Genomic DNA, 25,212 nt, shown 5'->3' with positions numbered 1-25,212 from the left:
ATCCTCTCTCTCTATGACACCAGCGCGGCCGCGTGCGCCCGAGCGCCGCGCTCGGCACGAACTGATTCGATGAACGTCCGTATTTCGCCGAGGAAACGATCTCGGCTGAAGCGGCGCGCGTGCGCCACGATGGTCTCAGGCGAGAACGTGAGATGCTCGAAGCGCTGCAACGCAGCAATCAACCCGTCGACCGTCTGCTCAGCGAAGAGCACTCCAGTTACGCCGTCGATCACGGTGTCGCACGCCCCGCCGCGGGCCAGTGCAATCGCTGGCCGCCCAGCTGCTTGGACTTCGACTTGAGCGATGCCGAAGTCATCTTCGGCCGGAAAAATCGCCGCGCGGCAGCGGGCATAGAGCGCAAACTTCTCCTCATCGGAGACCGTACCCAGAAACTCAACAGTGGGACCGGCCTGAGCCTGCAGTCTCGTTCGGTCGCGGCCATCGCCAACGACTTTCAGTCGTAGGCCAAGGGCGTTGCAGGCGGCGATAGCAAGATCGAGGCGCTTGTAGGGAACAAGGCGCGAGACGATGAGGAAATAGTCCTCGATCTCGCTGGGTGGTGCGGGCTGTGCTCGCTCAACATCAACGGGCGGGAAGATCACGGTCGCCTCGCGCCCCCAGTAGCGGCGAATCCGCTCAGCGACTGCGCTGGAGTTGGCGATGATGGCATCCAGCGCGCGGGCAGTACGCACGTCCCAGCGGCGCAGCCAGGCCATGAGCGGTGGAAGTAGCCGTCGAGCCAGCGGACTAAGCTGCTCGCGGGCGGCGTAGTGCGCAAAGTTCCAGGCAAAGCGCATCGGGCTGTGGCAATAGCAGATGTGGAGCGCACCCGGCGGCTTCGGCACTCCCTTGGCGAACGCGCTTGACGAGCTCAGGATCACGTCATAGCCAGTAAGCTTGAGCCGTCCAAAGGCGAATGGATAGAGGGCGAGATAGGGCTGGTGACGCCTGGGAGCGCCGGGCAAGTGCTGGATAAACGTCGTGCGGATGTCCCACGTCTGGTAGTGTGCTGGGAGGGCGATGGGATCATAGAGCGACGTATAAACCGGTGCGTCAGGGAAGAGGGTGTGGAGCGCTTCCAGCACGCGCTCCGCACCGCCATATTGATTGAGGTAGTCATGAACAAGTGCAACTCGCACGATCCCGTGCCCCCACTCCACGGCTCCTCATGATACCGCCTTCGGCTGATCACCGGTGAGCATGCAAAGCAATGTAGCTCCCAGTGGGGAATTAATAAGCACCGCGGCCTGTCAGCACAACCGGGATGGTACGCAAGATCAACTTCAAGTCGAGCCAGAGCGACCAGTGCTCAGCGTAGTAGAGATCAAGCCGCACCATCTCGTCGAACGAGAGATCACTGCGGCCATTGACTTGCCACAGGCCGGTGAGGCCAGGTGTGACCATAAGCCGTTGCAGGTGCCAGTCTTCGTAGGCCGCAACTTCTTCCGGCACCGGTGGCCGTGGCCCAACGACGCTCATCTCGCCCTTGAGGACGTTGAAGAACTGCGGTAATTCGTCGAGGCTCGTGCGACGCAGGATGCGACCCACGCGCGTCACGCGTGGATCATCGCGGAGCTTAAAGAGCAGGGGGCCACGGCCATACGCCTTGCGCAACGCAGCCTGCTGCCGTTCGGCGCCATCAACCATGGAGCGGAACTTGTAGAGGACGAAGGGCTTGCCGCCTTTGCCAACTCGTACCTGCCGGAAGAAGACTGGCCCGGGCGAGTCGAGCTTGATGGCGATGGCGATGAGCAGCATGAGTGGCGCAGCAAGCGTGAGCACGGTGATGGCGATGACGATGTCCATCGCCCGCTTAATGCCATAATTCCAGCCACGAATTTGGTTCTCGCTGATACTGATCAACGGCAGGCCAGCGACTTCGCTGATTTGCACTTGGCCAAGCGATAGCTCGAAGAGGTCAGGGACGAGCGAGAACCCTACGTCGAGCTCGCGGCACTGCTCGATCAGTTCCAGTAATTGCTCGTGATAGGCCGGCGGTAAGGCCACGATGATTTCGTCGACCTGGTGCGCGCGTACAATCACAGCGACATCATTCAGCAGGCCCAGAAACGGCGGATGAACAACACGCCATTCAGTCGCGAGCGCCAGCTCATCAGCCGGCGGCTCGACATCGACGTAGCCGACAACACGGTAGCCAGCCTGTGGGTTGTTGTAGAGGTATTGCATGATCCGCTGTGCGGCCGGTCCCGAGCCGATGACCAGCACTCGGTCAATGCCAACGCCGCGTGTCCACAGACGCGCGCGCAGCCAGCGCGTCAGCACGCGCTCGGTTGCCAGCAGGGCGATCATCAGCACCCAGGCATAGAAGAAGATCAGTCGGGAGGGAGAGAAGCGCATTAAGAAGCTGTAGAGGATGACCAGTGCCATGGCAGTCGTGCTGCCGCTGGCGATAATAGCGGCCTCGTCAAGGAACGTTGTCCAACGTGGCAGGCGATAGAGGCCGCGGAGGACGAAGATCGCCAGGGTGGCAACGACGAGGAGGACGACTTTGCCGGTAAAGGCATGGAATGGCTGGACAAATGGCTCGGGCACCTCGCCGCCCAGTTCGAGCCGATAGCGCACAAGGTAAGCGAGCCAGAAGGCGAGGGCGACCAATATCCCATCGATGACCAGTTGGGCAAGGATACGCCCCCAGCTTTGCCAGGATGGTGGGCGCTGGCGTAAGCGTACCGGCGCGCCAGGTGTCACCTGCGCCTGCCCTGCCTCAGTTTCCATTCCGGGTAGCGTTGCCATCGTCGTTTCACCCCCAGCGTCCCCCATGGCAACGCCTCACCGGCCTAGTATAGCAAGGACACCAGACACAGGAAGATCGCGTGTCTGATGCCCTTGGGCTGGCTTGTTCCTTTCAGTTTAACTGCGGACGATGACCGTGCCCTTCATCCCCATCATATCGTGGAGCGCGCAGAGATAAGGATAGGTGCCTGGCTGGGTGAAGCGCGTACGGAACGTCGTGCCGAACCAGTTGGGGTCGACGCCGATATAGCCGGAGTTGAGTAATCCATTGCCAGCATAGTCGACGACCTGTCCAGGGAAGTAGCCCTGTGGCACGCCGATCGGGGGAAAGGATTGCTCCTCAGACAGGTCACCCCCAAAGGTGACGGTATGGGGCGCCTCTGGATCGGCGTTGACAAAGGTCACGACTTGGCCAACACGTACCACGAGTGTCTCTGGGTAGAAGCGCATCAAGTCGAGTCCGCCATCACCAATGCCAGCGATGACCAGCGCTTCATTGGACATACCGAATCGGGTCTGGGTGTTGAACCGACGTGCAAAGTCCTCGGCTTCGCGCGCCATTGCCTGACCTGCCCGAACAATGTCACTGCTGGCGATCTCGGCAAGGTGATCATAATCTGCCTGTGCCAGCGGGTATGGTGTCCCAGCTGGTCGCACGTGCACCACACCTGACATCATGCTGTGGATCAAACAGATGTAGAAGAAGTCGCCAGGCACGTCGAAGGTTAAGTGGAAACTCTGCCCCTGGAAGAGCAGTCCAGAATTGACATAACTTTTTCCATCGTAGTGGCTCGGCCCCTGAGGCTGTGCCTGCTGGGGATCCATCGGGTTGAAGGGAGGGCGCGGGGTGTGTGGCGGCAGGAACGTTACCGTGTGGAATTCCATGGACAGGATCGTCCAGGTCACGGTATCACCGACGTTGACCCAAAGGTGATAGGGAAGGAAGACCATGCCCATGACGGCGTGGTCATTGCTTTCAATCCCTGCACGGACGAGCCAAGTTTGAGGCGTCGTCGGATCAGGGGCAGCCTTGACACGAGTGATTCCGAGTGCAGTGGGATCGAGATCAAGGGTCCCCAGCGCGACACTTGTAGCCAGGCCGGCACCAAGGCCGCCAAGGAACTGCCGTCGTGAGATGCTTACCATGTTGTTACTCCTTTCTGCTTGTTTCTGCTTGCCGCCGCTTAACCAAGCCTTGAGCCACACTGCGCGTGGTAGTGCAGCAAGTGGGCCGGCAAGATGACGGCCCCCGCACTGCTCATCCTGTCGGCCCACCGCTCCACCACCAACTGGGCGGCGGGCCGCGCGTTGCCACATGGTGCAGCTGCGGCTTGCCCATTACTCCACCGATCGCCGTATCGTTCGGCTTTATCGGTCACCGCAGCACACCGTAGTGCAGAAATCTTCCCGAAATCTTCCACGAATCTTCCCCAGGGTAACGGTGCCTCCAACCGATTGGCTGGACTACACTTCCCTGCGATACACGTTGTCATGGCTGAGGAGCTTTGAGGATGGGCATACCACTGCCGACGCTCGACCTGACAGAAACCATGCCGATCGTCGTGCGGCAGAGCGTGCGATTGCCACCGGGCCTGCACCGCCTCAGTGATCAGACGGGCGAAGGGGTGCTGGTCATTGCCGGTGATGAGATTGTGCTTGACGGGGCGGGTGCTATACTCGATGGGCTCCATTGCACCGGTGTGGGCATTGTTATCCGGGGGCGCGCACGCGTGTGGTTGCGCAACCTGACTGTGCGGGGATTCCGCTACGCGATCGTCGCCGAAGACTGCCAGGAACTCCTCATTGAAGACTGCGATCTCTCGGGCAACGCCGGCGGTGACGATGGCCAGTGGCTCGATATCCTCGCACCGCTTGAGACGACGCCGGGCGGGGGTCTGCTTTTGCACCGGGTAACGGCGAGCGTTGTGCGCCGAGTGGTGGCACGGGAGCAGGATGTCGGGATCAATCTCATGGCGAGCCACGGCAACCGGGTCGAGGACTGTGATTGTTCGAACAATACGGCCTGGGGCATCCGCCTCTGGGCATCCTGTGACAACGTCGTTGCTCGTAACCGGGCGCTATGGGTGAACCGCTGCGGCGGCGCTGGCTGCGATGCGGCAGGCATCCTGCTAACTGGCGGCTCCCACCGCAACCAGATCCTTGGCAATGACCTGCGCTTCAGCGGCGATGGCTTCTTCCTCGGCAACCAGTTCAGCCCACCCAACAATGACAACCGTGTTGTCGGCAATGATGGCTCAGACGCCGATCATAACGCCTTTGAGGCGACATTCTCACGCGGCAACGTGTTTCGCAGCAACCGAGCCTGTCGCAGTAACTATGGCTTCTGGCTTGGGTTCTCGATTGAGACGACGGTTGAGGGTAACGTCATCACTGACAACCGCACTGATGGCATTCACTGGGAACACGGTCAGGGCGGGTTGATCCGTGCTAATCTGATCGCCCGCAACGGACGGTACGGGGTGGCATTGACGCTGAATCCCGCTAACCATGATTTCCCCGACCGGAGCGTCTCGACTCGGCACGTGGTGCGCGAGAACGTGTTTCGTCAGAACCGCGAGTGCGGCATTTACCTGCTACACACCACGGCCACGGTCGTGCAGGACAACGAGTTTATTGGCAACCGGCGTTCTGTCTGTGAAGATGGGACAAGCCACGGCAACATGCTTGAACTCGCGTAGGATGCGCAAAGAAACGCCCCGCCCGGTCACCGGCGACCGGGCGGGGGCGCGGGGCAGCGTCGCGCTGGAATATTCTGTACCTAATCGTCGGCATCACGCGTGCGTGCTGGCAACACGACGTGAGCGACTGCCGGGTAGGGCGTGTCGTAGCCCTTGGTGCTTGCCCAGATCATGTGGTTGAGCAGGTCATCGTTCGCTGGATCATCAACGGCTGCCGACATTTGCTCGCCGAGCTGTGCCCAGTGGAGCGCTGGTCCTGTAGCATTCTGCGGTGTCGGATTCATTGTGTCGAGGGCGATCTGGTTCGGCCGATGGACAAAGGGACGTGGATCGGGGGTGGTGGTGAAGGCATCGGTCATCAATCGGCCGCCCATATCCAGCAGGTTCAGCGGGGGAATGCCAAGAATCTGCTCGATCGTGCGCAGCAAGTCAAGCTCTGTATAGAACGTGTGGATGGGATGACCAAGACGGGAATAGGCACTGATCACGAAGACAGGTGCCCGGAAGGGTGAAACGTGATCCCAGCCATCCTGCGCGTCATCTTCGATCACAAAGATGGCAGTGTCCATCCAGAAGCGACTCTGAGAGATACCTTCGATGATTCGGCCAAGGGCAAGGTCATTGTCGGCAACCATCGCCTGTGGTGTCGGGAAGCCAGGTTTGGTACCAGCAGTATGGTCAGTGGGCAAGGCCATGAGGATGAAGTCGGGCATCTGGCCGGTTTGCTCGAAGCGTTGAAGATCGGCAAGGAAGAGGTCAGCGCGGAACTGGTCAGAGAAGCGGTAATCTTCACCGGGATACTGCGGGTGACTGTTCGCAACCAGGTTAGCGATGGTGCCACGGACACGGAGACCAGGTGGCATCTGACCACGCTGTCGCAGTTGCCAGAGGTCTGTCCAGGTCAAGTTCGGGTTATCGAGCACGGGGAGTGTTGAGAAGCCGTAGCTGCGGAATGTCTTGCCGTGGTTCAGGACATCGTCCCAGATGAAGCCCGTGCTGGGTGGCACCATGGCATCGAGGATTGTGTGAGGATAGCCGCGGAACCAGGCGCGGACATTCTTCTCGATCCAGTCGGTGTTATACGCTGTGGCTGCCCACGGGTGCCCCTCCGCTGAGCTTTTGGCGGGGAGGTAGTAGTTGTCGAAGAGGGCGAACTCGCGAGCAAGAGCGTGCTCGTTCGGTGTGATCGATTCGCCGAAGACACAGAGGTAGGGATCGCCGTTGCCCTCAGGCATGTCGCCGAGCACCTGGTCGTACGTGCGGTTCTCTTTGACGATCAGGATGACATGCTTGAAGACTGATGGCTCCCCGAGCCGTTCCGGAATCGGCTTGGGAGCAACATTCGGCCGGGGCGGCAAGGAGAGTGCTTTTTGGGCCTCGAGAGCGCGGGTGTAGTGGGTGTTGGCGAGGACGACCTCGGTGTACTGTTGGAGCGTCTTTGTATCCGGTAGGGTGATGAGTGAGACGTAAGCGAGCTGCCGGTGGGCGTTATAGGCACCAGCCGCTGAGAACGGCTTACCGGTCAGAATCGAAGGCAGACTGCTCTGGAATGCCTTGTCGTTAGGGTCATCAGTCGTGGCATACGGGCCAAGCCCTTCGAGGTCGGCGACGAAGAGCCGCTGGCCTTTCTGATCAATGGCAAGGCCAGCCGGATACTGCGCAGTTGGGATATACCCAAGCACGAGGCTCGTCGGGTCACTGCCGGTGCTGCTGGCATTCTTCCCGAGTGCGACTACGGCAACAGCGTTGAGCATGCCGTCAGCAATGAACAAGCGCTTGCCATCTGGTGAAACCGCGAGGCCGTTGGGCGAAGCGCCGTAGGGGACGCCTTGGAGGCTTGCAGGGATCGTCTCACTGACCTTGTCGGTTCGGGTATCGATCACACTGATGGTGTCACTATTTGCATCGGCAACGTAGACGAATGCACCGTCAGGCGAACGCGTAATTGCCTCGGGATGCAGACCGACGGTGATGACGCCGGCAGGCTGAAGCCCTTGGCCTGCAGTGATGGTAAAGACTGTCACTGTACCAGAGTTGACCGCTTCGCTCTTGGGATCGACGACGAGTGGTTGCTGGAGCGTGAAGGTGTAGTCATTCCAGCCACCGGGTGCGGTTGGATCCCCGTCAGCAGGCAAGCGGCCGCCCCACTGCGTAACGTAGAGCTTCCCGTTCGCTACGGCGATACTGTACGGATAATGAGGTGCCGACGCAGTCATGACCCGGCCGCTGGCGAGGTCGACCATGCCGACGAGGTCTTGTCCGCTCAGGGCAACAAACAACGTCGTGCCATCATCGCTGAGCGCCAGGCCATTGGGAATGGGAAGGTGTCCATCCTTCGGTGGAAAGGTTGCAATCGGCTTGACCCCGCTGATCTTGCCACTGTCCACCGTGACTTCAAGAATGAGGCCATTATCCCCGTCCTTGGCCGGCACATCAGCGCCGATTTGTGTGGGCACATAGAAGCGGTCGCCGCTTCGGCTCCAGACGATGCCCTGATACGTGCCGATCCCCTGCGTTTTGCTGTCAAGTGCGAACGTTGAGGTCAGCCGACCAGTGCGGGTGTCGATGAGTGCGAGATCAAAGCGACCAAGCACAGCAGCGTAAGTGCCGTTCGGTGAGAGTGCAATGTCGAGCGCGTGGTTCTCGAGCGCTGGGTTGCCCCAGTGCACGAGCTCGCCGGCCGGTGAAATGACCTGACCGGTCGGAGTGATAAGCGGCCGCAGCCCAAGGGCCGTCATGGGATCAAGAGCAGCGGCATCGTCGTTATCGGCGAGCAAGCGTGCACCGCCGAGCGCTGTTACTTGAAGGAGCAAGACAGCAACAATCAGCCCAATCCAACGACGACGCATCGGAGCCTCCTTTCGCCACTTCTCAGGCTAGCGGGGCCGGGCCGAGGAAAGGTAAATGTCATGTAAACAGCGACTGCAGTCGGCAGGTACAATCGCAGGGCGAAGGGTAAGCCAGTGCAGCGAGCTGGCGAGGAGCAGGAGCGAACAACATGGAGCGGCTTTGGGCGCCCTGGCGTTTGCAATATGTCGAAGGTGGCGCGCGGCAACCGGCCTGCATTTTCTGCACCAAGCCGGCAGCTGGGCGCGACGTTGAAGAGCTGATCCTCTACCGTGGCAAGCACGCGTTCCTCATTATGAACCTCTTCCCCTACAATACGGGGCATGTCATGGCTGTCCCGTTTCAACATGCCGCCGATTTGGCCGAGCTTGACGAGCCGACGATCGCAGAGTTGTTCAGCCTGATTCCTTGGCTCACAACTGCCCAGCGCCGGGCGCTCGGCTGCGACGGCTTTAACATCGGCCTGAACGTGGGAGCCGTTGCCGGAGCAGGCATCAGCGACCATCTGCACGTGCATGTAGTACCGCGCTGGCAGGGCGACGCGAATTTCATGCCGATTTTGGCCAACACGATGGTTATCCCAGAGCTGATCCCGATCACGTATGCGAAGCTGCGGGGCGAGTTGGAACTCTCGGCGCTCGTGGGCGGTGACCCAGAGACGGTGCCACAGGCAGGCGTCATTGCGCTGCTTGAGCCAGAGCGGCAGGTGTTGCTGCGCCGTGCTCATGATGGCACGATCGTCTTGCCGAAAGGGCATGTCGAGCCGGGTGAAGCAGCCTACCGCACAGCGTTGCGTGAGGCACGCGAAGAACTTGGAGTGCAGGCGCAGCTGCTGGGCTGGGGTGGCGTGCTCCACTTCACGCTCGGTGGCGAGCAGCGGCGCGTGGTCTACTTCCTGGCCAGCGCGGTACCTGGTCCTGACTTCTCCACCCACCTTGGCCGGGACACGCTCGCCTTACCACCAGCGGAGGCCGTTGAGGCGTTGACACACGAGTCAGCACGCCAGTTGCTGCACGATGCACTGGTGCGGCTGGGCCTGTTGCCGGCCCATGCGTGCTGAGCACGCGGCCCGCACAGGCAGGCGGGCAATCCTGGCCGCGCTGCTTCTGCTGACGCTTACAGCGGTAGCCAGTCGCGTCGCAGCAGCGCCGCAGCCGGTCTGCCTTGCGCTCGGCGACTCGATCGCCGCTGGGCTCGGCAGCACGCTGCCAAGCGAACGAGGATTTGCGCCTCAAGTGTGCACCCTGCTGGGCCGTTACACAGGTCGGCCAGCGCGGCTGATCAACCTGGCCGTGCCGGGCGAATCCACTCACTCGTTTCTCTCCGGACAGCAGATGGAGCGCCTGCGCCAGGAGGTGTCGAGTCTACAAGGCCAGCAGAGCGAGATTGCCCTCGTCATGGTGAGCCTGGGTGGCAACGACCTGCTCGCGCTTGCTGACAAAGGGCAAAACGATCGACAAGCAGGGCTAACCCGCTTCCAGCAGGACTATCCAGCGGCGCTGGCAGCTGTCCGCGAAGTGGTCGGAATGCATGTGCCGCTCGTCGTAACAACAGTCTACGATCTGAGCGAAGGTGATCCGAGTGCGCAAGGCACGGACGCCTGGTGGGTAGCTCAGTTCAATGCGGTGATCCAGCAGGCTGCGCAACATCAGGGTGCCCACGTCGCTGATCTTGCCAGCGCATTTCGTGGTCACATTCGCGAATGGACGTGGTATCCTGTGGACGTGCACCCGACCAACGATGGCTATGCCGCTATAGCGCGGCTAGTCTGGGAGGCAGTGGGAATTGACCGAGAGCCGCCGACACTCGTGATCGAACGTCCACGTCCGGGGATGGTACCACGGCGCTATGTGACCGTTCGCGTGCAGGCGAGTGACCCAAGCGGCGTCAGCGAGGTGGAGATCGTGGACGGGCAAACGACTACGCCGCTCATCCAGCTCCCAGACGGGCAGACCTGGGCTGGGCTCTGGCCCTACCCGATCGGTCAGCCAAGCGCGACGCTGACAGTGCGTGCCGTTGATACGGCCGGTCACGCCCGCGAGACCAGCGTGACCGTTACACTCGGCCTATCAACCACGCCGACGCCTTCACCCGCTGCGACGGCGTCTCCGGCATCGACGCCGCCAGGAGCTGGGCCATGACCGGACATCTCGGCTTTCCTCAGCCGCTGACAGACGAGTTCGACCTGCAGGGGCGACTAGGCGCCTTCACTTTCTCTGACCTACTGCAGATGCTTAGTCTGACTGAGAAGACTGGTACCCTGACCCTGATCCAGGGATGGAATACCCGAACCATCACATTCGAGCATGGCACTATTACCTATGTCGCCGCTGGTTCGCGCTTGCCGAGTATCCCCGATTTGCTCATCCGTGCTGGTAAAATCACGCCAGACGACCTCGCCCGCCTTCGTGAACAAGGTGTCCAGGGCGAAGCAGCGCTCGTTCAGCAGTTGCTCACGAGCGGCAAGATCACAGCGTCGGACATCAAAAGCTGTCAAGAACAACTCTTGGAGATCGCGATCTACACCCTCTTCCTCTGGCGCAACTGCGTGTTTACCTTCAAAGCCGGCCAGAGCGTCTACGAGGGCGGTGTGCCCGTCAGCGTTGACAGTATGCGGCTCATCATTGAAGGCACACGGCGCGTCGATGAATGGATCGAGATCAGCCCGGTTGTACCCTCCGTCCATATGCTCTTCCGCCGCCGGGCCGATGCTCCGGCCGACCCGCCCCCGGCTGAGCTGATGCGTGTTTTCAGCTTGGTCGACGGGCACCGGGATGTGGCAGCGATTGCCCGTGATGCTGGCATTACCCAGTTCGATGCCGCTCGTGCCCTCTACCAGCTGACACGCCGCGGCTACGTTGAAGCGATGCCTCCTGATCGAGAGAAGATCATCGAGCTGTTCACGTTAGCTGTGGAGTCGATCTACCTCAAGCTCATTCTCTTTGATCACGCCCGGGTTGCACTCGAGTTCGAGCATCAGCTCAACCGGTTTGCTCAGCAGCATGGCCTGCGGGTTCGGATGGCTTCTGGGCGGATCATTAAGACCGATCGCGAGACACGCATTTCTTCGACCGAGCTCATCGACCGCTATAAGCTCTTCATCGCCATTCAAAACAACAAGTTTGCCAACATGTTTGAGCCAGTGGTGGCGCAGGGACTGATGGAAGGGCTCTACCGCCACGCTGATCCGGAGACACGGCAATTGCTGCGGATGTACGAGTTCTACGAGATTGAGGGACTGCTGGTCCGTGATCTGCTTGGCGAACGCCCAACGCCACCAACGCGACGCCCACCCCGGAGCTAAACCCGGCGAACAGCGAACTCGGCTGCTTCAGTGAGACGACCAGGGTAGACGGCCAAGGCGCGCCCGAGTATCTGTGCGGCCCGCTCAAGCACCGGAGGTTCGTGCACAAGCGCCAATCGCACCTCGTCATGGCCGCGTCCCGGTGTCGCGTAGAAGCCGGCCATTGGTGTGACCATGACCGTCTCACCCTCGTCTGTGAAGGCGTCGAGCAACCAGGCGGCGAAGGCCGTGGCATCGTCAACTGGAAGGCGGGCCACAACGTAGAATGCGCCAGCGGGCCGATGGACGCGCACGCCGGGAATAGCCTCGAGCGCCGTGGCCAAGGCATCGCGGCGGGTACGATACGCCATGGCAATCTGCTGGACGTAGGGCTGCGGTGCCCGTAGCGCGGCTACGACGGCCCGCTGCTCGGCGATTGGCAGCGCGAGCCGTAACTCGGCAAGTGTGGCCAAGGACGCCCGTACCACGGCATTGCGCGTCACCAGGCAACCAAGCCGCAGGCCGCAAGCATTGAAGCGCTTGGAGACGCTGTCGAGGACGATCACATGCTCGGCGGCTGCGGGGAATTCAAGCGCACTGGTCGCGCGACCGCCATCGAGCACAAGGTCGCGGTAGGTCTCATCGACGAGCAGGAAGAGGCCAGCGTCCCGAGCGAGGTCGACAAGTTGCGCGAGTAATGCAGCCGAGTAGATCACGCCCGAGGGATTAGCTGGGTTACAGAGCAGGATTGCTCGCGTACGTGGCGTGAGCCGGGCGGTGAAGGCATCAATCGTCGGCGGATCAAGCCAGCCCTGTGGCGGCACAGGGACGATCCGCGCTCCAGCCAGTGCCAGCATGCCGTGGTAAGGAGCGTAGAATGGCTCGGGGACGAGGACCTCGTCGCCAGGATCGAGTGTGGCCAGCGCTGCCAGCCAGATCGCCTCGCTGGCACCAGCAGTAGCGATGACCTCATCCGGAGCGACCGTGATGCCGCAGCTCGCAAAATAGGCGCTCCAGGCTTCAAGCAATTCTGGCAGACCTCGCGACGGAGCATAGACGAGGGGCTTGGTGGCGCTCTCGGCCAGGGCAGCGGGGATGCTGGGCGGCGGAGCAAAGTCGGGTTGGCCAATATTAAGGTGAATCACCTGCACGCCGCGGGCTTTGGCGCGCTCGGCCAATGCACCCAGTGCTCGGATCGGCGACCCCGGTACTTGCTGCGCCCGGCGCGACGGCGTCATCCTGCCCCGTTCATCCATCGTCTGATACTCCTCCCACTCCACCACGAGCCTCGGCGTCTCATCCTACCACTCCGCTCCACCAGTTGTCCGCCCACAGCTGGGTATACTCGCCTCGGTAAGGTGAGGGAGGAGAAGGCGATGACGCAGCCGGAGATTACGCTCGAAGACTTACACCGCATTTACGTGGTCGTACCGCGCGACGATGGGCATGGCACCGAGAACGTTACAGTTGCCCAGATGAGCGATCGGCAGTTCCGCGAGTGGATCGTAGCCAAGGGAGCGCTGCACGGCGTGCCAATCGTGGCTCCAATCGGGCGGATTGGCTTTGAGACACGCGTGCGGATGCTCAACTATCTCATCCGCCATGGGGTACGAATCTACATGGTGCCGAAGGCACCACCCGAGGCCTAGCCACGAGCAATCGCCCGCAAGACGAAGAGCAGATTCACTGGGCGCTCAGCCATACGTCGCATGAAGTAGGGGTACCACTGGCGGCCAAACGGGACGTAGATGCGCAGTGGCTCACCGAGGCGTACTAGCTGCTCTTGCAGGTCGCGGCGTACGCCGTAGAGCATCTGGAACTCATACTTGTAGGGCCCAATGCCCATGCGCCGGATGAAACCGCGCGCTGCCCGGATGATCGCCTCATCATGTGTGGCGATGGAGACGAAGTGGCCGTGTTCAAGCAAGCGCTCGAGCTGGCGGCGATAGGCTGCGTCAACCGCGCGCTTGGAAGGGTAGGCAATTGTCGGCGGCTCGTCATAGGCGCCTTTGACGAGGCGAACGCGGGCACGGTGGGCGATGGCGTCTTCAACATCACGCTCGGTGCGGTAAAGGTAAGCCTGCAATACCATTTCAATATGGTCGCCGTAGCGGGGGTGGAGAGCGTAGAAGAGGTCAAGCGTGCGCTGCGTGTAGGGGGAACCTTCCATATCGACGGCGACGCGGTTGCCGAGTCGGCGCGCGTGGTCAACAATCGCCTCGAGGTTACGCTGGGCCAGCGCTGGGTCGATGTCGAGCCCAAGCATCGTTAGCTTGACGGAAATTGTGCTCTCGACGCCACTGGCAGCAATCTGATCGAGCACATGACAGTAGGTCTCGGCGGCAGCCTGCGCTTCGCGGGCGTCGGCAACGTTCTCCCCGAGCACATCAAGGGTGGCTGTCATGCCGCGGGCATTGAGCTGGCGCACAGCGGCCAGCGCTTCGTCGAGTGTCTCACCAGCGATGAAGCGTTGCACGAGTGGCCGCGCTGGCGGCGCAGCCCGCACGAGCGCTTCAAGCTGTCGCTGCCGGGCCATCCAGAGCATCGCCGTCCGCAGCAGAGGCATGCCGCTGTCTCCTCGCCTTCGTCTGCGCTTCACTGCCCACGCCGGCCCAGATGCACGCTGCTCAGGCCGGTTTTGCTGGCAGCAGTGTACCATGCCACGCCTGCCAAGCTGCAGAAACGAACATGGGTTCTCGGTGGTAGACTCATTCCTACGAAGGAGGTAGGATGGCCAGCGACAGCTGGATAACGACGATTCGCGATAGTCTCTACGACCGCATCCCGCTGACTGCGGCGGAGGTCGCAATCCTGAGCACGGCAGCATTCCAGCGACTCGACCGGGTGCAGCAGCTGGGGTTTGTGAGCAAAGTCTGGCCGGGGGCTAAGCACACCCGCTACGAGCACGCGATTGGTGTGCTGCACCTGATGCGCCAGGCGCTGGCGGCGCTGCGTCGACATGACCAGCAGCAACTCATTGACGACGAAGCGGCACAGACGGCGCTCGCTGCAGCACTGCTCCACGACGTTGGCCATTACCCGTTTAGCCACGCGATTGAGGAGTTGGGGCCGCCGGTACTGCCGCATGAGGAAGTGGGCCGGCAGCTGGTGATGAGTGGCGAGTTGGCTGAGGTGCTCGAGCGTGTTTGGGGTGTCTCGCCGGAACGCGTCGCCAACCTCATCGCCCCGCGGGAGCCATTGTCGCTCGCTGACCAGCTGACGCGGCAGTTGCTCAGCGGGCCGCTCGACGTCGACAAGCTCGACTATTTGCCGCGCGACGCACGCCACTGCAATGTCCCCTACGGTGGCGTCGATGTTGCCCGATTGCTCGACTCCCTGCGTATTGCTCAGGTCGAAGGACGGTGGCGAATCGTCGTCGCTGACAAGGGCGTGAGCCCGCTCCACTCGCTGATGACAGCCCGGCAGGAGATGTTCGACAACGTCTACTGGCATCATACCAACCGGGCCTGCATGGTCATGCTGCAGCGGGCGGTGCAAGACGCGCTGCTGGCTGGAGCGATCACCGCCGAGGAGCTGCCACGCCACGATGACTTCTCCTTGCTCGAGCGGCTAAGCGATCCCGCGATGCCAGCAAGCACCCGAGCCCTGATCGACCGGCTGCGCCGTCGCCAGCTGCATAAGCGCGCGATTGAGGTCAGCGCCCGGGCAACCGACCTGTATAACGAGCTAAGCCGGCTGTTCTACGCGCCAGCGGCCCGACGCGCGCTGGAGATCGTGCTTGCGGAGCGGCTTGCAGCGCTTACAGGGGAGCCAGTCGCCGATTGGGAGATTTTGATCGACCTCCCGAAGCCCGAGCGTTGGAGTACGGACGTGTGGGTGCTCTTTGAACGCCCACCGCTCGGCTTTCGCCGGCTCATGCCATGGACCGAGGTCGTGGGACTCGGAGACGAAGACTTGCTGCGCTACGAGCAGCACCGCCGCCTTGTGCGAATCGTCACGACAGAGCGGCTGCGCCAGATCGTAGCAACACGCTGGCAAGAGCTGCTCTTGCCACTCATCCGACCGATGTTCGCTGCGCTGCCACTTCAGCGTGCCAGCTACGACTCGAGTGCGGCAAACGGTTGGTAGCGCGGTGCACGTTCGCGAATCAAGGTTTTGATTTGCTCTGGTGTCGTCTCGCTGAAGCGAGCGAGCAACTCCGTGTTGTTGATGTAGACGGCGATGTCAAACGGAATCGTGCTACGCCGCTGGAGCGTCTGCCACCAACGCCAGAGCGTATCAACCCACTGCAGTCCGGTTGCCTCGATCCGAAAGAGCGAGACAGCCTGCCCCTTGAGGTATGCCAACGTCTCGCTGAAGTAGACGCGCGCATCGCCGGTCGACTCGATCGCCTGCTTGATCTCGTCGTGATGGAAGGGCACCGAGCGGATCGTGACCAGCCACGAGCCAGGCTGGCGAGGAGCCGAAGACTTTGCCTTGGGCTGGAATGGATGCCCACGGTCGAACAAGTCCTGTGGTCGGGTACCGTCGCGTCGCGCAGTCATGCCATCACCCTCCCGAAGGCTCATTGTACCTACTCACCAGGGGCTGCGGCGATGGCTGGCGTGTTGGTGGCGGGCCAACTAACGCGAGCGCGAGGAGCACAGCGCTCGCAGCGAGAGCGGCAGCTGCAAGCCGGAGGGGAACGGGTGAGGGATGATAAAACTGGTAAGCCACAAGCCAGCCGCTGAGGTCGTGGCCAAACGACGTCGTCAATGCCTTGACCAGCTTATTGACGCCGTCGGGATGGTGGTAGAAACGCTGCGGATCAAGGTAGCCAACAACGGTGAGTGCTGCCCCCCAAACCCAAAGGAGTCCACCAATGAGCCAGCCAAGCCGCGCCGACCAGCCGTGTGCTCGGCTCAACCATGCCCCGAGTGAGCCAGCTGCAAAGGGCACAACCGGTACGAGGTAGCGGGCCGGCGGACCCCATTCGCCCCACCAGACGCGATAAGCGGCGACAAGGATGAGATAGGGGGCTAGGGCTGCCAGCGCAAGTTGGGCACGCGAGTGGTCAGCAGCCAGCCACCAGGGCAAGGCTGTCAGCGCCAGTATCGTCACAGGTGCTGCGATCCAGAGTCCCCACTGGGCATCGAGTAACAGCCCAGCCGCTCCATTGAGCGTGCCAACAAGGCCAGAGAACCCAGCGTGATCAGCTGGGTTCTCCCAGGGTGTGCCGTAGAGCCACAGGTTATAGGCCACGATCCCCAGTCCACCAAGCGCAGCCGGTACAACAGCCCAGAGCGGCCTGTGCCAATCGGCAGCTTGCCGCCAGGCCTGAACCAGTCGGCCGAGCGCGACCAGTCCGAGTACTGCCGCGCTGAAGACGAAGCGTTGGTGCAACCATGGCAAGAAGCCAATGCCCAACCCAGCCAGCAGCCATTGCCAGCGAGCATTGGCGGGCGCAGTCAAGCGGCGCACAGCGTAGAGCAGGGCGAGTGCAGCTGGTAATTCAGGGAAGATCAGAAAGGCGTAGGGGCCGATTGGCATCACGACGGCCAGCGCGACTGCCAGTAGTGCAGCCAGCCAGGGTGGTGCTCCTGCCTCACTGGCCAAGAGCGCCATGTTCGCTGTTACTAACACAGCAATCGCCAGCAACGTCAGCTCCGTCAACAGCCGCCCGCCGAGCGCCCACGGCAGCGCGATGAGCAGTGAGAGTCCCAGCCCGTGCTTTGTGTGCAATCCCGGCAGGCGGGAATGCGCAGCGTGTGGTGGCAGCGGGTTGGGGAAGCTCGACCAACCCTGCCAGTCAGCCGGCAGGGGGTTCGGCGGATAGAAGGAGAGAAACAGGCGATCGATAGTGTACACCCGGGTTTCATCAAGCGTGTGCTCACGGATCAGGCTCAGTGCGGTCATGACGTAGAACGGCTCGTCGCCTGTGAGCGGATTGAGGCGCACGAGCATACGGGGCAGCACGACGAGCCAGACGCAGCCGGCTACGACAGCGGCCAGGACCGCAGCCCAATGCGGCGTGTACCAGCGGTGATGCGTGCCTCGTTGGGCGGTGACCGTCATCGTGCGCACGTGGGTCTTTCCTCCCCGGCGCAGAGTGTACCAGCCGCTCTTCGTATCGTGCTGTCTCCACCCATGCTTAAGCTGACCGTGCTGCAGCGTCGATCCCCGCAGCCTGGCCAGGCTGCAGGCAGTGCCGTCTATTCCCGCACCAGAACAGGGCCCAGTGCATTCCCTCCTACTTCACGGCTTCGTCGCACTGCCGAGGCAGTAGTCGGGCTTTACTCAGCCTCTTCGACGAACTGCTCGCGACCGGACAGCATGAACCCGCCGATGGCAATGGAAGATGTCAAAGGAGACATCGTTGAGAGCGTTGTACTTCTGTTCACGGTAGCGAAAGGTGAGCTGGCGGACCGAGACGATCGGCTTCGTCATGGCGCGCAGTGTGGGGAGAGTAGTTGAGCGCAAGCCAGGGGCAGACGTGTCACGAGGGGTGTCACGAAAGCTTGAGACAGTGCGAACGAACTTCGCAGTGCCACACCGTGACTCCACGTCAGTCACCTGCCCACGCCTCGCAGTGTAATATCCCGCTCTGTATGCGTCAAGTGCGGCATCACTACAGTGTGGCATAGGCACTGGCCCAGGTAGTCCTGGGCCTCCTGGTTACGGAGACGCTGCCGCGAAGGAAGCGGCGGGGGTATCCTTGCCAGCGGGAGGTGCACATGCCGGGTAATGTTGATTGTGCACCATCGGCAACGCTGCCGTCGCCTGCCAGCTGGCGAGAGGCGGGCGCCGTGCTACTCGTCTCCTGCTACGAACTCGGCCACCAGCCGTTCAGCCTGGCTTCGCCGCTGGCTGTGCTGCAGCGGGCCGGTTACTGCCCGCGCGCGGTCGATACAGCTGTCACGCCGCTGACGCCCGCTGACGTTGAGCCTGCCCACCTCGTCGCGATTGCTGTGCCGATGCACACTGCGCTGCGGCTGGGAGTGGACGTGGCGGCTCAGGTGCGCGCCTGGAACCCCACGGCCCGCATCTGCTTCTACGGCCTCTACGCCTGGCTCAACGCTGAATACCTGCTGAGCCAGTGGGCTGACTACGTCATCGGCGGAGAATATGAGGAGCCGCTGCTGGCGCTGGTACAGGCACTCGAACGTGGCGAGCATGGCCCAGTGCCGGGCGTCAGCGACCGCCAGCACCGTGCTGGCCCCGCGCTTGTCCGCACTGACTTTGCCGTGCCAGCTCGCGAGCAGTTACCGTCGCCGCGTCACTATGCGCATCTGGTTTGGAATGGGCGGGCTGTACCGGCAGGCTATACTGAAGCCACGCGTGGCTGCCACCACACCTGCCTCCACTGCCCAATTGTCCCGCTCTACCGCGGGCGTTTCTTTGCTGTCCCACGCCAGGTCGTGCTAGCCGATATCCGCCGACAGGTGGAGCAAGGCGTTCGCCACATCACGTTCGGTGACCCTGATTTCCTCAACGGGCCAACGCATAGCCTGCGAATCTGTCGTGAACTGCACGCTACTTTCCCCGACGTCACGTTCGACTTCACGACTCGCATCGAGCACATCCTGCGCCACCGTACACTCTTCCGCGAGTTTGCTGCGCTGGGCTGCATCTTCGTTGTCTCGGCAGTCGAAATCCCAAGCGACCATGTGCTTGCCAAACTTGACAAAGGGCATACGCGAGCCGACATCGAGGCGGCCCTGGCGATCCTTGACGATGCCGGCATTGCCATGCGACCCTCGCTGCTTCCCTTTACCCCGTGGACGACGCTCGAGGACTACCGTGACCTGCTGGACTTTATCGAGACGCACGGGCTGATTGAGCACATCGACCCAGTGCATCTGTCAATCCGCCTGCTCGTGCCTCCTGGCTCAGCCCTCCTGGAGCGCGAGGATGCCGTCGAGTGGGTCGGACCGCTCGATCCGGCTCACTTCACCTACACCTGGCAGCATCCCGACCCACGCATGGACATCCTTCAACAGCAAGTAGCGGCCGTGGCTGAGCGAGCGACCCGTGAGGACTGGGATCCCTATGTCACGTTCGCAACGGTGCGGGCATTGGCCGATCAAGCGGCAGGCCTTGAGCCACGGCGTGAGCCGCCACGACGCAGCCACCGGCCGTCACCACCGCGACTGACTGAATCGTGGTTCTGCTGAGCGGAGCCACTTGCGGGCCAGTCTGGCCCGGTCGACAGCTGACGCACTGCACACCCTTCTCCGCACCCTGCGGACTCATTAGGCCAGCGCATATCCTCTCGATACGCCAGTCCGCGGGCTAGCTACATGAGGCCAGAGGGAATCCCTTCCTTCCAGCTTCTGCAATACTATCGGTATGTCGGCGGCAGTACGGGCCCGATGGTAGGCAGGGCCGGGTTGCCAGCGGGCTACTCGTTCAGTGGAGAGCAGGGGGGAAGAGCGCATGCTTCGTCAGGTGGTTGTCGCGGTGATGGTCGTGCTTGGCCTGCTGGCGCCGACATGGCTCGCTAGCACGGTGGTGCCAGCAAGCGTGTGGGCACCAGCAGCACAGGCAGCCGCCAGCGGCCCACTGACGCCGATCGTCGGGACGTTCCAGCCTCGACCGGTTGATCCTGCTTCCGCGTTGGCAACCGTGGCCCAGCGAGCCGCGTATCAGCGTATTTTCGGCGTCGATAATCGAATACGTGTTACCGATACAACCCGCTTCCCGTTTTCGGCCATTACGCTCATCCTTGGCACAGAGGCTGATGGCACCAACTATTTATGCTCGGGTGCACTCATTGGGCCAAATGTGTTGCTGACCGCTGCCCACTGTCTCTTTGATCCAGTCCTCAACGCGTTTTCCTCAACCCTGTTTGTCGTCCCGGGCGCTGACTTGCTGAACGGCAAGCCGTTTGCACCGTTTGGGTATGCAAACGCGGTACAGGGGGCGGTGCCGGTTGGCTGGCAACAGAGTGGTGGTGATCCAACTTATGATGTTGGCATTGTGCTCCTTGATACTCCACTCGGTCGCAACGCGGGGATGCTCGCGCCGGAGAACGCGTCGACAGCGCTGGTGACAAGCCCAAGCTTCTCCTACCTGATTAGTGGTTATCCGGGCGACAAGCCGCTCGGCACCCAATGGATGGTCAGCGCTCAGGGTTTCACCGGCGTGACGAGCACGTTGCTCGATACCCAAGCAGCCCTCACTGAAGGGATGAGCGGCAGTCCAGTGCTCAACACGAGCGACCTTGGGATTATCGGCCTTGTGTCCTTTGAAATGCGATCAGCCAACGTAGCCCGGCGGATCACCGCCGACATCTTCACATTTTTGACAAACTACTGCGTTCAGCACAGTTGCCAGATCGCAGCCGTATCGCGACCTGGTAGCAGCAGCCAGCCCGTGCCGATGCCCACGCCGACGCCGATGCCAACGCCAATACCGTCGCCGACGTCAGCACCACAACCAACACCGCAGCCAATGCCGACACCAATGCCACTGCCGGCTCCACAGACGACGCCAGCACCGCAGCCTGCCCCGGTCCCACAACCGCCGTCAGCACTGCAGGTCGCTGCCCAGCCCGCTCCGCCCAGCGCGAACCCGGCCTGCATCTCCTTCCCGCAGACGCAGCACAACCTCTGCTACGGTTTTCGGGCCTACTGGCAGCGGTTCGGCGGCCTGGCCATCTTCGGTTACCCGATCACTGAGGAGTACACCGATCCAACCACCGGCTATGTCACCCAGTGGTTCGAACGCGCCCGCTTCGAGTGGCACCCGGGCCAGTTCCCGCAGCGCTACGACGTGCTGCTCGGCCTGCTCGGTGACGAGATCACGGCCGGGCGGCAGGGCCAGGCGCCGTTCCTGCCGGCGCAGCCCAACAACGCGCCCGGCTGCGTCTACTTCGCCCAGACTGGGCACAACGTCTGCGGCGACTTCCTCGCCTTCTGGCAGCAGAACGGTGGACTGGCGACCTTTGGCTACCCGATCAGCGAGCCGTTCGCCGAGCCGAACCCGGACACGGGCCAGGTCTACACGGTGCAGTACTTTGAGCGGCAGCGCTTTGAGGCGCATCCCGAGGCCAATGTGCCCTACCACGTACTCCTCGGCCGCCTGGGAGCCCAGCTGCTCACCCGGCAAATGCGGCTCCTATCCTAGTCGCATTCTCTCATCGTGCTCTGGCTCCCGCCCTGATCAGGGCGGAAGCCAGTACTCAGCCACGGCCTCGCTCGCAACAAACCCGCTGTCTCAAGAAGACAGCGGGTAGCGTGTTGATGAGGGGATGCTGCATGGGTTGTCCTCTGCGGTGTTGCTATGATTGAGAGGAACGGCTTGGGCAAGACGGATGCCTAGCCGTCTGGAGTGTCGGCAACGATGTCCAAAGGCGCACAGGTGCGAATGCCATTACCAACGCTGCGACGCAACACTCTCGTGCTGGCTGGGTTGCTCGGGTTCACCTTGCTCCTGTGCCGTATCGCTGCCCTCCCGCATGCGATGGCCCACACCCCTGACCACCTTCTGCTCACGTTGCCAGATAGACCGGTAGAGAGGTACGACGCGACTCCGTCAAATTCGGTGCTCGCTCTCGTTGTAACTCCTTTCAATCTCGTCGCCATGGTTTCAGGACACGAAAGTCTACCCCAAGCGGCTCATCTTGGGGCACAGCTGCTGAGCCATGCTACCGCTCGAGCTCACGACGCCCACGCGTTGCCACCAGGCGAACTCGTCTTCTGCCAGCTGGCCATTGTCCTCGTTGCCCTCACATGCTGGCTCAGCTACCGCGCCCTGGGCGTGATCGTGCTCTACCTGCTATCCGGAAATAGCGTTACGCCGGCTGTCGGTGTCTTGGGCATCCCTCCATGTCTACCTGACGCGCTTGCTCGGTTCCAGTGTTTCCGTAAGTGATGAACCTCCTTCATTCGACCGTGCCTGATCAGGCGTAGGCCAGGGTGTCTGCCTGCTTGGGCTGATGGTTGTCACACGGACGGTATGAATGAAGGAGGGAGTTCCCATGCATGGCCTGCACACTTCGCTGCTCCTACGACGCATGACCCGTCGAGCGGCACTTGGTACCATTGGAGCAAGTGTGCTCACGCTTGCCCTCACAGCTTGCCGCTCCCAGCCAAACACGGGAAGCACGCCGATCACTGTACCATCACCAACACGCAGATCAGGGCAGCAACCTATCGCGCTTACCCCCGCAGAGACAGCTCCTGCTGGGACAATCCGCACATACACACTTGAGGCGGGCGTCAGTGAGCTTGCACTCGGCTCACAGCGTGTCCGCACGTTTGTCTACAATGGCCAGTTGCCCGGGCCCGAGCTTCGGGTCCGTGAGGGCGAGACCCTGCGTGTCGAGCTCATCAACCGGTTGCCTGAGCCAACCACCATTCATTGGCACGGTATTCCTGTGCCCAATGCCCAAGATGGTGTTCCCGATGTCACGCAGCCAGCGGTGGCTCCTGGCGCACGCTTCGTCTACGAGTTTGTCTTGCCGGTCGCTGGCACGTATTTCTTCCATCCCCATGTCGGCCTGCAGCTCGATCGTGGGCTGTACGGCGCACTCATCGTCGAGCCAAGGCAGGAGTCGCTAAGCTATGACCGCGAATACACCCTTCTGCTTGATGACTGGCTTGACGGCATTCGTGGGACGCCTGAGGATGCCCTCCAACAACTTGTTGCCGGAGGACACAGCGACCATGCCATGGGACACGGCATGGGGCATGGGATGGGCACTATGCCGATGACTCCCGGGACGAACTCCATGCCTGGGATGGGAGGCATGCCAGGCATGGGGATCGGCGAAGCGCCAGTGGAGCTTGCGCCAGACCTTGTCTATCCTGTTTACCTCGTCAACGGGCGTCCCCCTGAAACACCCTTTGTGTTCACCGGCAAGCGCGGTGAGGTGCTGCGTCTGCGCGTGATCAACGCCGCCTCGGCCACGATCTTTCGCGTCGCGCTCCTCGGGCACCGCCTCACAGTCACGCACGCCGATGGCCATCCGGTTGAGCCGCTCACTGGGGACGTGCTGCAGATTGGCATGGGGGAGCGCTACGACGTGCTCGTGCGGCTTGAGCAGCCTGGCGTTTGGCCGCTGGTGGCCTGGGCTGAAGGAACAGAACTGGCAGCGCAAGCCGTGCTCCGTTACGAAGGTAGCACCGGTCAGGCGTCGCTCGTTCGCAGCCGGCCACGCGAGCTTGCCGGTGAACTGCTGCATGCGCTGCGCTTCACCGCTGCCACCCCTGGCGCAGGCGGCGAGCCAGCCGTTGACCTGCCGATTGTGCTCGGCGGTGGAATGGGCCAGTACGTTTGGACGATCAACGGGCAGGTCTTCCCCCAGGCCGAGCCGATCGCACTGCAGCGTGGCCAACGCGTGCGCTTTCGCCTGCAAAACATGACAACCATGCCTCACCCGATGCACCTGCACGGGCATGTCTTCCGCGTGGGGGATCCGGCACGCGGCGCGGTGCGCGACACCGTGCTCGTGCATCCCATGCAGGCGCTCACGATTGACTGGGTCGCTGACAATCCGGGACAGTGGGCATTCCACTGCCATCACCTGTATCACCAGGAGGCCGGCATGATGCGTCTTGTCACGATCGCGTGAGGTAGCGTGCTCTCACCCCTCGGCTAACGAGCCCGTTGTTCCCCTTGGGATAACAGGGTGTCGGAAGACTGCCTGCAGCGGCTCCTGGCAAACCGTTCGACTCTCCATGGCAACAGCAGAGGGAAGGGGACGGGCAACACCCTTCCCTCGCCCCTGCCCGCATCCTAGGAGGATCGAGTAATGGAAGCGTGATATGAGGCAGGGAACAGGCTAGCGAAGGCGTACGACGCAGCATGGGGGCGCATACCGCTGTGCGCCCCCTTTAGCCCAGGTCAGGTGCTGCTGCACATGCACGTTCACACACGTCTATTCCGGCTTGCCCGCTGTCTGTGGAAGAGAGGTGACGATGCACACGATCATCATCGGGGTCCTTGTTCACGATAACCACTAGGCTGATTGCCGCCGGTTATAGCGCGGAGATGGTTCAGTGCCGACACGCTCGCTCGCGCTGTGGATCACTTTGTGCAGCATTGGTAATCTCCGTTACGTGCACATGGAGGAGAAGCGGAAGGGATTGACAGGAGGAGGGTGAGGCAGTAGGCTGAGCAGTGGATCCACGCGAGTGGCTCATGATGTATTCAGGCAGGGGCAAGCGTGCCTGTTCCAGCATTCGTGTTGGATCTCTGCGCTGAGGTCGCGCAAGTCAAGCGGCTCGCTCTTCATCGCAACTGCGGGATCGCGTTTGCGCGATCGGCACGCTGGCCCTGACGCCGGAAAGGAGCAGTTCCATGCCACTCTTCGCCCTCCTTACCCGTCTCAGCACGAATCTGCCCACTGCCCCCTTCGGTGGTGAACAGCAGGTCGGCCCCAAGGCGATCGCGGAGATCGGTGACCGTGTCTCAGCCGCGATCAAGCAGCAGGTACCAGAGGCGCGCTGGATCGCTAGCTATGCCGTGCTCGGCCCCTATGACTACCTCGATATCTTCGAGGCGCCGGATGCCGAGACGGCCGCGAAAGTTGCTGTCCTCGTCCATACCTACGGCCACGCCACGACGGAAACCTGGGTGCTCACGCCGTGGGAGCGCTTCCGCGAGGTATTGCCGTCCTAGCTCACGCGCGCTTACCTACCTTGCACCGCCTGCTCCGCGGCACGGGCAGACCTGGTGCTATTC

General features: G+C 62.0%; 20 protein-coding genes. 11 read left to right on the top strand and 9 right to left on the bottom strand.

Annotated elements, in window-relative coordinates; all coding sequences use genetic code 11:
* Positions 1 to 11: 11 nt before the first annotated feature.
* From N675_RS01655 to N675_RS01645, 3 genes are all read right to left on the bottom strand, one after another.
* Positions 12 to 1,139, bottom strand: coding sequence for a glycosyltransferase (locus N675_RS01655; protein ID WP_038037924.1), 1,128 nt, complete (start codon positions 1,137 to 1,139; stop codon positions 12 to 14).
* Between the two features lie 91 nt (positions 1,140 to 1,230).
* Complete coding sequence (locus tag N675_RS01650; protein ID WP_231577893.1) at positions 1,231 to 2,781, bottom strand: undecaprenyl-phosphate glucose phosphotransferase; 1,551 nt, start codon at positions 2,779 to 2,781, stop codon at positions 1,231 to 1,233.
* A gap of 90 nt (positions 2,782 to 2,871) precedes the next feature.
* Positions 2,872 to 3,900: a cupredoxin domain-containing protein gene (locus N675_RS01645; protein ID WP_051913818.1), complete on the bottom strand. Its 1,029-nt coding sequence runs from the start codon at positions 3,898 to 3,900 to the stop codon at positions 2,872 to 2,874.
* Between the two features lie 365 nt (positions 3,901 to 4,265).
* On the opposite strand from N675_RS01645, the gene N675_RS01640 reads away from it, so the two are divergent.
* A complete protein-coding gene (locus tag N675_RS01640; RefSeq protein WP_038037553.1) occupies positions 4,266 to 5,453 on the top strand; it encodes a right-handed parallel beta-helix repeat-containing protein in 1,188 nt (395 codons plus the stop codon).
* Positions 5,454 to 5,533: 80 nt separating this feature from the next.
* Here the strand turns inward: N675_RS01640 and N675_RS01635 are convergent, their stop codons facing one another.
* Positions 5,534 to 8,302, bottom strand: coding sequence for a bifunctional YncE family protein/alkaline phosphatase family protein (locus N675_RS01635; RefSeq protein WP_051913816.1), 2,769 nt, complete (start codon positions 8,300 to 8,302; stop codon positions 5,534 to 5,536).
* A gap of 149 nt (positions 8,303 to 8,451) precedes the next feature.
* Here N675_RS01635 and N675_RS01630 point away from each other — a divergent pair, with 149 nt between their 5' ends.
* From N675_RS01630 to N675_RS01620, 3 genes are read left to right on the top strand one after another with little or no spacing between them, the layout of a single operon-like run.
* On the top strand, positions 8,452 to 9,360 hold the full coding sequence (locus N675_RS01630; RefSeq protein ID WP_038037552.1) for an NUDIX domain-containing protein: 909 nt from the start codon (positions 8,452 to 8,454) through the stop codon (positions 9,358 to 9,360).
* A complete protein-coding gene (locus tag N675_RS01625; RefSeq protein ID WP_038037550.1) occupies positions 9,350 to 10,441 on the top strand; it encodes an SGNH/GDSL hydrolase family protein in 1,092 nt (363 codons plus the stop codon). Before N675_RS01630 ends, N675_RS01625 begins: the two co-directional genes overlap by 11 nt.
* A complete protein-coding gene (locus N675_RS01620) occupies positions 10,438 to 11,604 on the top strand; it encodes a DUF4388 domain-containing protein (protein ID WP_051913814.1) in 1,167 nt (388 codons plus the stop codon). The genes N675_RS01625 and N675_RS01620 overlap by 4 nt, the downstream gene beginning before the upstream one ends.
* Here the strand turns inward: N675_RS01620 and N675_RS01615 are convergent.
* Positions 11,601 to 12,839 carry a pyridoxal phosphate-dependent aminotransferase gene (locus N675_RS01615; protein ID WP_051913813.1) on the bottom strand — a complete coding sequence of 413 codons (1,239 nt, stop codon included), beginning with the start codon at positions 12,837 to 12,839 and terminating at the stop codon, positions 11,601 to 11,603. The genes N675_RS01620 and N675_RS01615 overlap by 4 nt on opposite strands.
* A 120-nt stretch (positions 12,840 to 12,959) precedes the next feature.
* On the opposite strand from N675_RS01615, the gene N675_RS01610 reads away from it, so the two are divergent.
* Positions 12,960 to 13,232: a hypothetical protein gene (locus N675_RS01610; protein WP_038037549.1), complete on the top strand. Its 273-nt coding sequence runs from the start codon at positions 12,960 to 12,962 to the stop codon at positions 13,230 to 13,232.
* Here N675_RS01610 and N675_RS01605 read toward each other — a convergent pair.
* Positions 13,229 to 14,149, bottom strand: coding sequence for a proline dehydrogenase family protein (locus tag N675_RS01605; RefSeq protein ID WP_038037548.1), 921 nt, complete (start codon positions 14,147 to 14,149; stop codon positions 13,229 to 13,231). The genes N675_RS01610 and N675_RS01605 overlap by 4 nt on opposite strands.
* 164 nt (positions 14,150 to 14,313) lie before the next feature.
* Here N675_RS01605 and N675_RS01600 point away from each other — a divergent pair, with 164 nt between their 5' ends.
* The gene (locus N675_RS01600; protein WP_081886760.1) at positions 14,314 to 15,672 is read left to right on the top strand and encodes an HD domain-containing protein; all 1,359 of its coding nucleotides are present in this window, start codon (positions 14,314 to 14,316) and stop codon (positions 15,670 to 15,672) included.
* On the opposite strand, the gene N675_RS01595 is transcribed toward N675_RS01600, so the two are convergent.
* The 3 genes from N675_RS01595 to N675_RS14520 all read right to left on the bottom strand — a co-directional run bounded on the left by N675_RS01595 (position 15,642) and on the right by N675_RS14520 (position 18,096).
* Positions 15,642 to 16,088, bottom strand: a complete 447-nt coding sequence (locus N675_RS01595) for a hypothetical protein (protein ID WP_231577892.1) — start codon at positions 16,086 to 16,088, stop codon at positions 15,642 to 15,644. The two genes, N675_RS01600 and N675_RS01595, sit on opposite strands and share 31 nt — an antisense overlap.
* A gap of 4 nt (positions 16,089 to 16,092) precedes the next feature.
* Entirely contained in the window at positions 16,093 to 17,607 is a 1,515-nt protein-coding gene (locus N675_RS01590) for a hypothetical protein (protein WP_038037547.1), read from the bottom strand.
* Positions 17,608 to 17,820: 213 nt separating this feature from the next.
* Positions 17,821 to 18,096 carry a hypothetical protein gene (locus tag N675_RS14520; RefSeq protein ID WP_156100772.1) on the bottom strand — a complete coding sequence of 92 codons (276 nt, stop codon included), beginning with the start codon at positions 18,094 to 18,096 and terminating at the stop codon, positions 17,821 to 17,823.
* 161 nt (positions 18,097 to 18,257) lie between these two features.
* Between N675_RS14520 and N675_RS01585 the strand changes: the two genes are divergently transcribed.
* The 5 genes from N675_RS01585 (at position 18,258) to N675_RS01565 (ending at position 25,149) form a co-directional block, all read left to right on the top strand.
* The gene (locus N675_RS01585) at positions 18,258 to 19,697 is read left to right on the top strand and encodes a CUAEP/CCAEP-tail radical SAM (seleno)protein (protein ID WP_081886759.1); all 1,440 of its coding nucleotides are present in this window, start codon (positions 18,258 to 18,260) and stop codon (positions 19,695 to 19,697) included.
* A gap of 262 nt (positions 19,698 to 19,959) precedes the next feature.
* A complete protein-coding gene (locus N675_RS13380) occupies positions 19,960 to 21,651 on the top strand; it encodes a trypsin-like serine peptidase (protein WP_051913810.1) in 1,692 nt (563 codons plus the stop codon).
* Between the two features lie 234 nt (positions 21,652 to 21,885).
* Positions 21,886 to 22,398, top strand: a complete 513-nt coding sequence (locus tag N675_RS01575) for a hypothetical protein (RefSeq protein ID WP_156100771.1) — start codon at positions 21,886 to 21,888, stop codon at positions 22,396 to 22,398.
* A gap of 106 nt (positions 22,399 to 22,504) precedes the next feature.
* A complete protein-coding gene (locus N675_RS01570) occupies positions 22,505 to 24,100 on the top strand; it encodes a multicopper oxidase family protein (RefSeq protein WP_038037545.1) in 1,596 nt (531 codons plus the stop codon).
* 728 nt (positions 24,101 to 24,828) lie between these two features.
* The gene (locus N675_RS01565; protein WP_038037544.1) at positions 24,829 to 25,149 is read left to right on the top strand and encodes a GYD domain-containing protein; all 321 of its coding nucleotides are present in this window, start codon (positions 24,829 to 24,831) and stop codon (positions 25,147 to 25,149) included.
* Positions 25,150 to 25,212: the final 63 nt, after the last annotated feature.

Source organism: Thermorudis peleae (assembly GCF_000744775.1).
GTDB lineage: Bacteria > Chloroflexota > Chloroflexia > Thermomicrobiales > Thermomicrobiaceae > Thermorudis > Thermorudis peleae.
This window is presented reverse-complemented; position numbering and strand designations above follow the sequence as displayed.

Bases quoted from the DNA above. Each gene is read 5' to 3' on its own strand.
- N675_RS01650 (WP_231577893.1), bottom strand. From the start codon at position 2,781: ATGGGGGACGCTGGGGGTGAAACGACGATGGCAACGCTACCCGGAATG.
- N675_RS01645 (WP_051913818.1), bottom strand. From the start codon at position 3,900: ATGGTAAGCATCTCACGACGGCAGTTCCTTGGCGGCCTTGGTGCCGGC.
- N675_RS01640 (WP_038037553.1), top strand. From the start codon at position 4,266: ATGGGCATACCACTGCCGACGCTCGACCTGACAGAAACCATGCCGATC.
- N675_RS01635 (WP_051913816.1), bottom strand. From the start codon at position 8,302: ATGCGTCGTCGTTGGATTGGGCTGATTGTTGCTGTCTTGCTCCTTCAA.
- N675_RS01630 (WP_038037552.1), top strand. From the start codon at position 8,452: ATGGAGCGGCTTTGGGCGCCCTGGCGTTTGCAATATGTCGAAGGTGGC.
- N675_RS01625 (WP_038037550.1), top strand. From the start codon at position 9,350: ATGCGTGCTGAGCACGCGGCCCGCACAGGCAGGCGGGCAATCCTGGCC.
- N675_RS01620 (WP_051913814.1), top strand. From the start codon at position 10,438: ATGACCGGACATCTCGGCTTTCCTCAGCCGCTGACAGACGAGTTCGAC.
- N675_RS01615 (WP_051913813.1), bottom strand. From the start codon at position 12,839: ATGGATGAACGGGGCAGGATGACGCCGTCGCGCCGGGCGCAGCAAGTA.
- N675_RS01610 (WP_038037549.1), top strand. From the start codon at position 12,960: ATGACGCAGCCGGAGATTACGCTCGAAGACTTACACCGCATTTACGTG.
- N675_RS01605 (WP_038037548.1), bottom strand. From the start codon at position 14,149: ATGCCTCTGCTGCGGACGGCGATGCTCTGGATGGCCCGGCAGCGACAG.
- N675_RS01600 (WP_081886760.1), top strand. From the start codon at position 14,314: ATGGCCAGCGACAGCTGGATAACGACGATTCGCGATAGTCTCTACGAC.
- N675_RS01595 (WP_231577892.1), bottom strand. From the start codon at position 16,088: ATGACTGCGCGACGCGACGGTACCCGACCACAGGACTTGTTCGACCGT.
- N675_RS01585 (WP_081886759.1), top strand. From the start codon at position 18,258: ATGCCGGGTAATGTTGATTGTGCACCATCGGCAACGCTGCCGTCGCCT.
- N675_RS13380 (WP_051913810.1), top strand. From the start codon at position 19,960: ATGCTTCGTCAGGTGGTTGTCGCGGTGATGGTCGTGCTTGGCCTGCTG.
- N675_RS01570 (WP_038037545.1), top strand. From the start codon at position 22,505: ATGCATGGCCTGCACACTTCGCTGCTCCTACGACGCATGACCCGTCGA.
- N675_RS01565 (WP_038037544.1), top strand. From the start codon at position 24,829: ATGCCACTCTTCGCCCTCCTTACCCGTCTCAGCACGAATCTGCCCACT.